The sequence below is a fragment of the Bacillus sp. JJ1773 genome (genome assembly GCF_036962035.1).
GTDB lineage: Bacteria > Bacillota > Bacilli > Bacillales > Cytobacillaceae > Cytobacillus.
On the sequence record NZ_JBALNX010000039.1, the window covers coordinates 41,250 to 53,181 of the forward strand.

Genomic DNA, 11,932 nt, shown 5'->3' on the forward strand with positions numbered 1-11,932 from the left:
AGTAGTGAAATATCAGCATTATTATAAAGAATAGTATTATAGGGGGTGAAAGTATGAAGACATTATTCATAACAGGCGGAAATAATGGCATTGGCTATTTCATGGCTAAACAATGGCTTGAGAATGGAAACTGTGTTGCAGTGCTTGATATTAATTGCGATAACATTGATAAACTTAAAGATACCTTTCCCAAAACCCTGTTAAGTTTTAAATGTGATGTACATGACATTGAGTCAGTAAAAATGGCGGTTTATCAAACAAAATCCCAATTTGGCAGCATAAATTATGCTGTCCATAATGCATGCTTATGTTTATTCAAAAGTTTTGAAGAGCACAATAGAGAAAATTTCGATAGAGTTATGAATGTGAATTTTCATGGTGCTATAAATTTGACAGAGGCGTTATTACCTATTATGAAAGAGCAAAGATGCGGCAGGATATGCTTTACAAGTTCAGTTGTAGGCGTTACCGGATTTTATAATATAAGTTCATACGCATGCAGTAAAGGGGCAATAGAATCCTTAGCTAAATGCTTGAGAATGGAATATGCTGATAGCGGTGTGACATTTCATATCATGCATCCGCCATTAACAAATACAAAATCATCCTCACCACTTCCAATTCCAACAGATTTTAAAGCATCACCTGAAAAAGTTGGAAAAGGTTTTATTAAACACATAGACAGTAAGAAATTCTTCATTACCCCCTCCTTGGCCGATGCTGTGTCAGTAAAATTCAGTTACCTTTTTTCATTGTCAATGGGAAGAATGCTTGTAAAATTGACTAAAAAAGCCATAAAAAATGTGAGTTAATGGTATTATTAGTTATAAGAAACAGCATCTAATAAAAATACAACGCTAACAGTTATATTTTGCTTTATCATCTTCACCGTTGACCACCACTTTTCGTAAAGAGCAACTAATTAGTTTTATAGCATATAAAATTAGGATGTATTAAAATCGAGTGGAAAAGCTCGATGACCCCATTTCCACTTGTAAAGAGCACAGTCATCTTTTATTTCCGAAATTCCTTTTTTCTAACAACTTGTTATGGAGTTTTGAAAAAATAAGTAGTGCGAGTATTGAACCAACAAAGGCTAATGACATATCCCACTGCGCGTCCCAAATATCGCCCTGCATTCCCAAAAATTCCTTAGGTTCATTTCCTCTTGTTTTTATTTTTGTAGATAACCATTCGACAATTTCATATAAGGCACCGATTGCAAGTGAGAAACTTAGTATAATAGCAACTAACCACGGCCCTCTCGTTAATGGAGTCTTTCTTATTAAAACTTCTCTGATCACAATAGCAAATAAACCCTTTAAGAAATGTCCCAACCGATCATAGTTATTCCGTTTTAAATCAAAGTGATCCTTTATCCAATTAAAAAGAGGAACCTCTGCGTAAGTATAATGACCTCCAATGAACGTCAAAATCGAAAGTATAGCAATAATGATATAGGATAGTGTAGTGAGACGAAACTTATTATAGGCTGCAATTACAACGATTAATACGACAAGTGCAGGTAATACTTCCATTATCCATATCAAATACCCAGCAGGCCGGATAACTGACCAAATAAAAACAGCCGTAACAATCAGCAGCAATATTATATGAATAATTGTACTTTTATCTCTTACCACTTTTACCATTCCTTACTGTCATGTAATATTAAGGCGAAAAACCCTTTCCTCCAACCACTTATGGATAGTTTTTGCTCTTTTTAACCTTAGTATTAATAACATTTCGATATTAATGCAAAAAACTACTTCCCTATCTCCCTTTTAAAGCGTTCTTCATACTGAAGAAATTCCATAATAGCTCCACTATAGGAAAGATGGGCAGGCTTCTTGTCCCGATACTATTAGCAGGACGAAACCTAACCCCTTTTTCCTAGTTTAAATTCTGTTTTTCTTTTAAAAGTTTTTGAAACTCCATTTCTAATTCTTCCGATGGCTCGATGCTTAAACGACTTAATACTTCAGATATTTTCGTTTCGAGCACGAGCCGCTGATCTTCTTCGGCATTTCGAAATTTTTGAGGTTCATCATGTAGATACTGTTGATAGGTTCCTTCAAACAATTCAACCTTTTCATCTCGGATCGCTAATATTCGTGTAGCGAGGTTTTCGATAAATCGCCGGTCATGGGAGACGAAAATGATCGTCCCTTCATACTCTTTTAGGAGAGATTCCAATGCTTCTACGGCTTCTGTATCTAGAAAATTAGTTGGTTCATCTAAAATTAACGTATTAATATCACTTAAAAACAACTTAGCCAGCGCAACTTTTACCCGCTCACCGCCACTTAAAACACCTACCAGTTTATACACATCGTCTCTAAAGAAATGCATTCTTGCAAGGACCGTTCGAATGAGTGTTTCATCCTGTTTTGAAGTAGACTGGACATTCTCTAAGATTGACCTTTCTGCGTCTATAATATTTAAATTTTGGCTAAAGTACCCTATTTTCACAGATGGAGAAAGAGTAATGCCATTATCTAGATTGATAAGTTTTTTAACTAAGGTTGTTTTTCCGCACCCGTTTGGACCAATGATTGCTACTTTTTCGCCTCCACGAACATAAAAACTTGTTTGATCCCAAAGAACACGTTCACCGATAACGCCTGACACATCTTGTGCTCGTAAGATAATCCGGTCTTTGATCGTTTCTGCATTAGGCAGGTTCATTTTGAGTGGTGGGCGTTCTCTCACTTTTTCTACCTTTTCTAGTTTTTCTAATCTTGTTTCAATGGCTTTCGCTGTTTTTTGCAGCTTCTTTTGTTTTTTCGCAAAGTATGGCTTTGCACCTGTAATTCTTGCTTCTGATTTACTTACCTTTTTCGGAGCCTTTGTTGCTTTATCAGCCTTTTTCTCTTTTAAGAGTAGGGCCTCTTTTAATTGTTTCTTCTTATTTTCATATTTTTCGTATGCTAATTTCTCCTGTTGTTGCTCTAATTCTTTTTCCGCCACATAATCGCTATAATTACCGCTATATTCTTTTATCTTTCCTTCATTGACTTCCCAAATCTTTGTGCAAAGAGCATCCAGAAATGCGCGGTCATGCGAAACAATGATAAATGCACCTCGCCATTGAATTAGTTTCTTTTCCACCCATTCAATATGTTCTGTATCCAAATTTGTCGTTGGTTCATCCGCAATTAAAAGATCTGGGTCTTTAAGAAAGGCTTCCTTAATATATGCTTGAGTTACTTCCCCGCCGCTTTTCGTTGTATCTGTTCGTTTTAACTGTGGGATCAGTTCACATTGCGAATAATGATGGACAGTCCCTTCCTCCGAAGATATCTTTCCAGCTAGAATTTTCAGTAAGGTCGTTTTACCACTTCCATTCCGGCCAACTAATCCGATTCGATCGTTCTGATGAATTTGCAATTGCTCAATATCTATTAATAAACGATCCTGTACAAAGTACTTTAAATTAAGAGCTTCTAATAAAAGCATATTAACATCTCCTTATGAACAAAGTCTGGAGACACAAAATGCCTCCTATTTCATTCAGAATAGGAGGCATTGGCAAACTTATAGATGCACGTCAAAAAGAGTATACAGAAGCCATTACTCTTCCGGGTCCACTATAGAAATCCAATCCTATTCTGAAAAACGACAATTGAGGGGAACAGAAATAAGCAGATAAGATCCGCTAAAAAAATACCCTTCAATTGTTTGCTTTCGTAAATAGGATTAGAACTTCATTGAGTTGGTTCACCCTTCCGTTGCTTGTAATTTAATTCCACTTTAAATGGTATTTTATGAATTGTCAACCGCTTAGATGTTTGAGTGCCAACTTTACTTGAAATGTCAGATCCTGCATTTCTGCTGGTCAAAGATAAAAAGATTGACGGGATTACCGAATTGCGTGATGAATCCGACCGTAAGGGTTAAGAGCAGGAAACTCTGTTCTTGGCGTACCCTTTTCCCAGATTATTGGACAGAGCTCCTTCCTCCTAATCCTTGCTGTTCCTCATTGCCTTCAATATTTTATTTAAAAAGTCTATTTGGAGTTTGTAATGATCTAGCATATTTTGAAAAGTGATCTTCGTTAATTCACTCACTTCAATAAACTGAGACTTTGTCGTTTGCCCTGCTTCAAGTTTATCCATCTTTGAGGAGAGCTCTTCAATTTGTGCTGCTATTGCTTCAGCAATCAAATCTGGTTCTGCTTGGTGATTCGGCAAATTTAGCATAGATAGTCCCGTATATAAATGGACCGGCAGAAAAACGGAAGTCTCACGAAAAGATTCCACTAAAAGCTTCTTATATTCTTGTTCTCCATCATCCGTTATTTCATAAATAGCTTTCGAACGATGACCTGTTGTTTCAACTTTAGTTACTTTGACGAGTCCTTCCTTATCCATTTTCTTTAAGGCGTGATAAATTGAACCTGGGAGAATTCCAGCCCATTCGTCCACTGCACTCACTTGTAAAAGTTGTTGCATCTCATAGCCTGACATAGGTTTAATCCTTAGTAATCCAAGTACCATTAGTCGTGTCATAACCACCACTCCAACATTAAATATTCAACGTTAAGTATTGTGGTAAAAATATAACACTATTCAATAGTGATGTAAAGAGAAGCGCAATTTATTCATCTATTTGATCAAATTTGAAAAAGCAGTACGAATCTCCCTTAGACAGTAGCTTCGGTCGCGAAAACGTCACACCATGCTTTTTAGAATGGAGAAGGTCTCCCCAAATATCATCCATACTGCAAAAAATAGGCATTACCTCAATGGCATTATTTGAGCGGAAAAAGTCAAAGTAGAAGCATTTCTTTATATGCAAATGATAGGACTGTTCTGTATCTTTTTCGATATGGTGAGTAAAATGATGATCTCCATAATGCTTTATTTGTTTAAGTTTAGATATTTTCACAATTCGTTTAAAAGGCTTACGATCCAAAAGCAAATACAATTTCATAAAAAATTGCTGCTTACTTTTTGTTCTTTCTATTAAACAATAGCGGATAATTTCTTCCCAATTCTCAAAATGATACTTCTTCAATACTCTATACGAAGCAAGTACCGTTGAGGTAAAAATTAAGTTGAGTTCAGTAGGTTTATCCGTTGCCCAACTCTTATTTTCTTCAAGAACAGTTAGATACAAATCGTGCGCTTCCTTTGACTTCTCTTTTCCAATCTTTTCTTGTAACCCCTTAAAATATCCCTTTTCAATAATTTTATTAATCATGTTATTACCTCCTTGTTAATTAATGCTGAATAGTCAACGTTGAATATAAAATAACATGTTAGTTCTAGTTTGTAAAGCCTAATTAATTACTGCGTAGTGTATTTTCCAATAATAAAGTCAATAAAATATCTGCTTGCTATTGGCAGTACCCTTTTGTCCTTGTATGCCAGACTAATGGTACGAGCAAAAGTGGGGGAGATTGATTTCGTAATAATATTATACGGGCATCTCTCTAAGACAAGCTTCGGTAAAATGGAGATACCTAGGCCTTGTTCAACCATGGACATAATGGAATAATCATCATGTACACGGTATTGTATATTAGGTTCAAAGTTGTTTTGTTTAAAAACAGTTAATGGCTCACTTATTTCTCCCTCATCTAAAAGGATATAAGGTCCATTCGTTAATTCTTTCAATGTTACATTATTGTGAGCAGCTAAAGGGTGTTCTGTTGGCAATACAGCAAGCATTTCATCTTCTTGCAAATCAATAGTAGTTAAATTCGATACTGCCTTCGGATTCACAAAGCCAAAGTCTGCACTTCCATCTTTGATCCAATTAGCGATATCCGTATAATCACCTTGAAGTAATTCGAAATAAACAGCTGGATATTGTTTCTTGAAATCCTTTATCAATCCAGGCAGCCAATGACATGAAACACTAGAAAATGTGCCAATTCGAATAAGCCCGCTTTCCAGCCCTTCCATTTCTTTTTGCTTTTCCTGCAGCTCCCTGTGCGAATTATAAATATTCCTAATATACGGCAAAAACTCCTCACCATCAGGCGTCAGAGTTATACCTGACCGAGAACGTAAAATAAGAGTAGTAGAAAGTTCTTCCTCCAATGAATGTACCATTTGGCTAATGGCGGATTGGGTATAGCCCAGCTCTTCAGCCGCTTTTGTAAAACTGCCAGTTTCTATAGCTTTGATAAAAGCATAATACGTATTCATACTCACTACTCCTTACATTAGAATTACTAATACTTGTATTATAAATATTCGTTTTACTAATGTAAATGCAGGTGATACGATATAGCCAATCTTAAAATAAATACTTGAAAGGTACTTACGATGATGACACAAAAACAAGCTAACTGGATTTTAGCTACTGTATCAATGGCGTGGGGAACATCTTATATTTTTATGAAAATTAGTGTAGATTCCATATCTGCATTTTCAATTATTGCATTACGTTTTGGCATTGCATTTATCGTTATGATGGCGATATTTTATAAAAAAGTAATTCTTGCAAATACTAAAGTGCTGACATACAGTGCAATTGTCGGAGCTCTGCTATGTGGTATTTTCGTAGCTCTTTTGTATGGCATGAAGAGTACGACCGCTTCTTCAGCGGGTTTTTTAACAAGTACAACCGTTATTTTAGTGCCCATTTTACAAACCTTCATCACACGAAATTTGCCTCAAAAAAAAATTGTCTATGGAGTTATGATCGTTTCTATTGGCCTAGCTCTAGTTACGATTGAAGATGGTTTTACTTTTGCGCTGGGCTCGCTTTATTGTTTGATTGCCGCCTTCCTGTATGCAGTCCACATTATTTTAACAAACCTCTTTGCTCGAGAGGTGGACACCCTTCAGCTCGGCATTTATCAGCTCGGATTTACTTGCCTTTATGCAACCATTGGAATTTTTATATTCGAAACGCCTATTTTACCGAGTGGAATGATCGATTGGTTAGCAATACTTGGCCTGGCGCTCATTTGCTCTGCTTTTGGCTTTGTCATGCAATCCATTGCTCAAAAATACACGACTCCTGAAAGCACTGGTTTTCTCTTTTCACTTGAACCGATTTTTGCAGCCATATTTGCATTCATCTTCCTGCATGAAAATATGGGGATGCAAGGTTATTTTGGTGCTTTGCTCATATTGGCTGGAGTTTTGATTGCAAACTCTACATCTAAAAAACAACTTTTGCTAGAGGAGATGAAAGTATAAAATAACTAGAACACTACTAATCAAACAACTTGCAAATAGCCATATGCGCACATGTTCTCGAAAAAAACGTTCACATGCACACATATGGCTAAATCAACAATAATCACTGTTTCAGCTAATTACTTACATCCCTCTTAAATTGTTGTGCTTTTCCATACGTCATAACTCGCCACAACCATTCGAAAGGACCAAACTGGAACTTTTTTAACCAAAGATGGCTAAAGATGATTTGTACACAATAAAAGATAAGTGAATATAGGAGTCCCATCGCTAACGATATTTGTCCGAACAAACCAAATCCATAAAATACAATGACACCAAAAAAAGTCTGGAATAAATAATTTGTTAATGCCATTTGGCCGACATAGCGAAACGGATTTAATAGACGCTGCCAGTTTTGCTTTTCCAACAGAAGTGCAATCGTTACAATATAGAAGATGGATAAAGTAAATCCGCTAAAATGAAGATAAAAATAGTTTCCTAGACTGTGCATAAATACTACTTCTTCTAGCTTGGAGTAACTGAAAATAATGGCAGCCAGCGGAGGAATACTGAGCAAAAGCGTAATTAACTGTATAATACGGAGTCTACGCTTCAATTCAGTAACCCTGCGGAACAAGTTGATTTTGCCTGCATACAGACCAAGTAAAAACATCCCAAGTACATCAGGAATAACAAAAGGTTCATTCATTATTATTTCTTTTAATTCATTAGGAACACGCCATTGCAACAACTCAGGATACGATAGACTTGTATAGGCCTCAATCTTCTTTTCTCCCTCTTCCATTCTTTCCATTTGCAGCTGTCCCGAAATATTTAATGATTCGTCAAATTGTTCGCCAATATACGCGAATAATGCTGATGCCCCTGTTATAAATTGGAATAGAGAAATAAGGATGAGTCCCCAAATAAGTACTGTTTTTGCCTTCCGACGATAGAACAATAATAGAAAGAATCCTATTAACGCATAAGAATGCAGAATATCGCCTTCCCAAAGAAATACTAGATGCAAAATACCGAATAATAGCAAAGCAAGCAGCCTTTTAGAAAATAGACGAAATACTTTTTCCCCTCTTGCTTCCGCTCGTTTCATAAAAATATAAAATCCAAGTCCAAATAAAAAAGAAAAGATGGTATAGAATTTCGTTTGGATAAACATATCAAGCAGCATTCGAATGGTTTTATCTACGCCTGTATAGACCATAAATTCGCTTCCTGTAAAAGACGGCATATTCACTAAAAATATGCCAAGTATGGCAAACCCTCTTATAACATCTAAAGTGACAATTCGATCTTTTCCTAATGCTGATTCGCTAGACATTGTTTCCCTGCCTCTCTTTATGTACCCTGGCACTCCTCTAAATCGCTGAATCTTCATGATGGCCTAAAGAGTGACAAGAGCCGTTTTTTCTACTTTTATATACGTCCCATGCGAATCAATGGTTCCCAAAATTTCATTTTCCTCACATTATTGCATCTCGTTGCGTCTTGAAGTGTCTTTTCCTATTACTCAGGTGGTGCCACCTTCTCTGTAAAATGACAATTGTAACTTCCTCATGTGACATCACCTGAATTATGATTTGACTAAGCATGAAAAGCGAATTAGATAAAGTATGGAAGGCACTCATTCTTGAAGCTAAGAAGATTGGTATTACAATAGAAGAGGTTCGTCATTATCTACAACAATTAAAAAAGATTATGAAAACTGGTAAGTAGGAATTTTCTTTAATGCGCTAATAAGGAAGTTCTTTTTTTGGCATAAGAGGACTCATGTTCCGTTATTTAGCTGAAAAGATTGTTTTTCTAGAGGTTAAAGGACACTGATTCCGTTATTGCATGAAAAGACAGCTAATTTCTTATGTTTTTTCACAATTAACGGATCCTGTGTCCTATTCAAACGATGAAGGCGCAAATTTTTGGAATTAAAGGATTCACTGTCTGCTAAGTAATTCAAACGCTTAGGGATCGGCGCCTCCCCCTTCGACACTATTGCCAGACCTTCATCATGGTGCTTGGCACCTCTGCTTTGGACAGTCAATTTTATAAATCTATTTTATTTGGCTGCCTTTCGAGGCGGCACCATATTTTCAGGAATTAATGAGACATATGATTCACCTTCCAAACGTTCTTTCCATTCTGACTTCGCTTTTTCAATGATTTCTGGATTTTGAATGGCATCGATTGCCGTGCAAGCGATAACTTTTCCCGCTTGCAGCATGCCTTTGTAGCCAATAGGCATGGCACCTTGTGATACGACTTGCCAAGTATGAAAAGGTGTTCCGAGCGCCCAACATGCTGTCATACATTGCATCGTTGGCACTGCCCAACTAACATCGCCAACATCGGTGGACCCAGATAATGCCCCCTCTTTTCCGAGAGGCGGAATAACATCTGCAATATTTTTATCTTTCAATATCTTAAGGGTTTCTTTATTCAAACCTGCAAGGTCAGCATCAAGTTCTTCTTGAGAAAAAGTAGCTCGGATTTCTTGAGCAAGCTGCTGGTCAAATTCATCATAAGAAGGAACACCAACTGCAGTTAAATGTTTATACATCACATTTGCTAATGTAGTATTCGGTATTAAATTCGATGCAGTACCTTCAAACTCGACTTCCATCGTTGTTTCAGTCATCAGGGCTGCACCTTTAGCAATATTGTAAACACGTTCGTATAAATCCTTTACTTGCTGCTTTTTCGGTGCGCGGATTAAATAGATAACTTCCGCATGAGGCTGTACGACATTCGGGGAAGCTCCACCTGTATCCGTAATCGCATAATGAACTCTCGCTTCCGAAACCATATGCTCCCTTAAATAATTAACACCAACGTTCATCAATTCTACTGCGTCTAATGCACTTCTGCCTAAGTGAGGAGCAGCCGCAGCATGCGCACTCTTTCCATTAAATTTAAAAGTCACAGAGTAATTGGCAAGGCTGCTGACATTCATAATGCTCGGTTTTGTGAATGGATGCCAGGAAAGCGCCAGATCAACGCCATCAAACAATCCAGCACGAGTCATAAACGCTTTTCCAGATCCGCTTTCTTCAGCAGGACAACCATAATACCGAACCGTTCCCTGTAAGCCTGTTTGCTCCATATAATCTTTAATGGCAACTGCGGCAGCAAAAGCCCCGGATCCTAGCAGGTTATGACCGCATCCATGCCCATGACCGCCTGCAATAACAGGTTCATGTTTAGTAAGTCCCCTTTTCTGGCTCAAGCCTGATAAAGCATCAAATTCTCCTAAAATTGCTACGATTGGTTTACCCTCTCCATAGCTTCCAATAAACCCTGTCTGCAGTCCGGCAACCTCTCTCTCCACCTGAAACCCTTCATCTTCCAACGCCTTACATATGTATTCAGATGATTGATGTTCTTCGAAGTAGATTTCCGGGCAATTCCAAATTTTATCGCTTAACTCAATAATTTTCTCACTTTTTTGTTCGATAAGATCAGAAATGAGTGTATGTAATTCCATGGGAAAGACCTCCTTATTGATCACACCTCTATTGCTCGGCCTCGTTTTGTTTGAGCAGTTCCCCTTTTTTATCACTTATCGTTAAAAGTGATACGATACAGACTATGGAGAATCCAATTAACATCCAAAATGCAGCATGAAAGGAACCATTAAATGCATCAACGATAAACCCTATAGCCATTGGTGTGACAAAACCAGCTAGTTGACCGCCTGTATTTGCAATTCCCATAGCTGTACCAGTAACTAAAGACGGCAATTGTTTCAGTATAATTGCTGGCAATAGGATAATCACAAAGGCAATAAATAAATTAACAATCGTTTGATACGTAATAAATGATGCAACACTTGAGGCTGTGAACATTAAATACAGCAGTATTCCAATAAAGGCACATGAAAGACTTCCTGCTAATCTTTCTCGGCCTTTTGGGAGCTTATCGATGATATAACCGCCTATATAAATCCCTCCTAACAATGTTACTCCTGGTATCGTCTGAACCCAGCCAAGAGAAATTAAATCAAGACCGCGCGTTTTCACTAAATAAGTCGGGATCCATGCTGCAAGCCCCCAGTTAACTGCATAAATACAAAAATAGGCGATAATCAAATTCCATATCATAGGTGTTTTAAACAGCGATCTGAAAATACCCTTTTGATTCGAGACTGCGGTTTGATTCATTTTATCTTCTGTATTGCTTTCAGGAAGTTTTATATAGTACCAATAAAGAGCTGCAATAATAGCACCTACGATTCCAAATATGATAAACGTTGTGCGCCAGCCTATCGTTGTAAGCAGCCCGGCAGATGCGATCGGGATAATAAGCGCAATAATTCCGCTCGAAGACAGCATTACTGACATCGCCCGAGCACGTTCTGCTTTCGGAAACGTAAGGGATATGATTTTTGAGCTAGCAGGCTGGAAGCCACCCTCTCCAATACCAAATAGAAAACGGATTACAACCATAGAGGCTAAGGACCAAGCTGCACCCGTCAATCCAGTAAAGATCGACCACAAAACAACTGCGGCAATGAGAACTTTTCTAGGCCCATATCGGTCTGCTAGCCACCCACCAGGCATTTGCATAATGGCATATCCAGCAAAAAAACTGCTGAGTAAGAGTCCGGTAGAAGATGCGCTCAAATTCAGGTCTTCCGTAATGGACAACACAGCATAATTCATAATATAACGATCCAGGTTGCCTAAAGACCAACCGATAAAAAGTAAAGCTAGAATCCAATTTCTTGTGCGTTTAGAAATCAAATTATTCAACTCCCTTATATGGAAAAACAAATTTTT

At 37.5% G+C, this 11,932-nt stretch carries 11 protein-coding genes; 3 read left to right on the top strand and 8 right to left on the bottom strand.

Annotated elements, in window-relative coordinates; genetic code table 11:
• The first annotated feature begins 53 nt into the window (after window positions 1–53).
• Entirely contained in the window at window positions 54–812 is a 759-nt protein-coding gene (locus V7127_RS10440) for an SDR family NAD(P)-dependent oxidoreductase (RefSeq protein WP_335485616.1), read from the top strand.
• Window positions 813–1,007: 195 nt separating this feature from the next.
• Here the strand turns inward: V7127_RS10440 and V7127_RS10445 are convergent, their stop codons facing one another.
• The 5 genes from V7127_RS10445 to V7127_RS10465 all read right to left on the bottom strand — a co-directional run bounded on the left by V7127_RS10445 (window position 1,008) and on the right by V7127_RS10465 (window position 6,158).
• Window positions 1,008–1,652: a DUF2238 domain-containing protein gene (locus V7127_RS10445; protein ID WP_335485619.1), complete on the bottom strand. Its 645-nt coding sequence runs from the start codon at window positions 1,650–1,652 to the stop codon at window positions 1,008–1,010.
• 241 nt (window positions 1,653–1,893) lie between these two features.
• A complete protein-coding gene (locus V7127_RS10450) occupies window positions 1,894–3,459 on the bottom strand; it encodes a Vga family ABC-F type ribosomal protection protein (protein WP_335485622.1) in 1,566 nt (521 codons plus the stop codon).
• 503 nt (window positions 3,460–3,962) lie between these two features.
• Complete coding sequence (locus V7127_RS10455) at window positions 3,963–4,511, bottom strand: PadR family transcriptional regulator (RefSeq protein ID WP_335344963.1); 549 nt, start codon at window positions 4,509–4,511, stop codon at window positions 3,963–3,965.
• 88 nt (window positions 4,512–4,599) lie between these two features.
• Window positions 4,600–5,205, bottom strand: a complete 606-nt coding sequence (locus tag V7127_RS10460; RefSeq protein WP_335344964.1) for an L-2-amino-thiazoline-4-carboxylic acid hydrolase — start codon at window positions 5,203–5,205, stop codon at window positions 4,600–4,602.
• An 86-nt stretch (window positions 5,206–5,291) separates the two neighbouring features.
• On the bottom strand, window positions 5,292–6,158 hold the full coding sequence (locus tag V7127_RS10465; RefSeq protein WP_335485625.1) for a LysR family transcriptional regulator: 867 nt from the start codon (window positions 6,156–6,158) through the stop codon (window positions 5,292–5,294).
• 120 nt (window positions 6,159–6,278) lie between these two features.
• Between V7127_RS10465 and V7127_RS10470 the strand changes: the two genes are divergently transcribed.
• Window positions 6,279–7,160 carry a DMT family transporter gene (locus tag V7127_RS10470; protein WP_335485628.1) on the top strand — a complete coding sequence of 294 codons (882 nt, stop codon included), beginning with the start codon at window positions 6,279–6,281 and terminating at the stop codon, window positions 7,158–7,160.
• Window positions 7,161–7,275: 115 nt separating this feature from the next.
• Here V7127_RS10470 and V7127_RS10475 read toward each other — a convergent pair whose 3' ends face one another.
• Window positions 7,276–8,481 (bottom strand): DUF418 domain-containing protein, encoded by a 1,206-nt coding sequence (locus tag V7127_RS10475; protein WP_335485631.1) that lies wholly within the window; start codon window positions 8,479–8,481, stop codon window positions 7,276–7,278.
• Between the two features lie 269 nt (window positions 8,482–8,750).
• Between V7127_RS10475 and V7127_RS10480 the strand changes: the two genes are divergently transcribed.
• Window positions 8,751–8,876 (top strand): anti-repressor SinI family protein, encoded by a 126-nt coding sequence (locus V7127_RS10480; RefSeq protein WP_335485634.1) that lies wholly within the window; start codon window positions 8,751–8,753, stop codon window positions 8,874–8,876.
• A 337-nt stretch (window positions 8,877–9,213) separates the two neighbouring features.
• Here the strand turns inward: V7127_RS10480 and V7127_RS10485 are convergent, their stop codons facing one another.
• Window positions 9,214–10,638 carry a M20 family metallopeptidase gene (locus V7127_RS10485; RefSeq protein WP_335485637.1) on the bottom strand — a complete coding sequence of 475 codons (1,425 nt, stop codon included), beginning with the start codon at window positions 10,636–10,638 and terminating at the stop codon, window positions 9,214–9,216.
• A 28-nt stretch (window positions 10,639–10,666) separates the two neighbouring features.
• Window positions 10,667–11,896, bottom strand: a complete 1,230-nt coding sequence (locus tag V7127_RS10490) for an MFS transporter (RefSeq protein WP_335485640.1) — start codon at window positions 11,894–11,896, stop codon at window positions 10,667–10,669.
• Window positions 11,897–11,932: the final 36 nt, after the last annotated feature.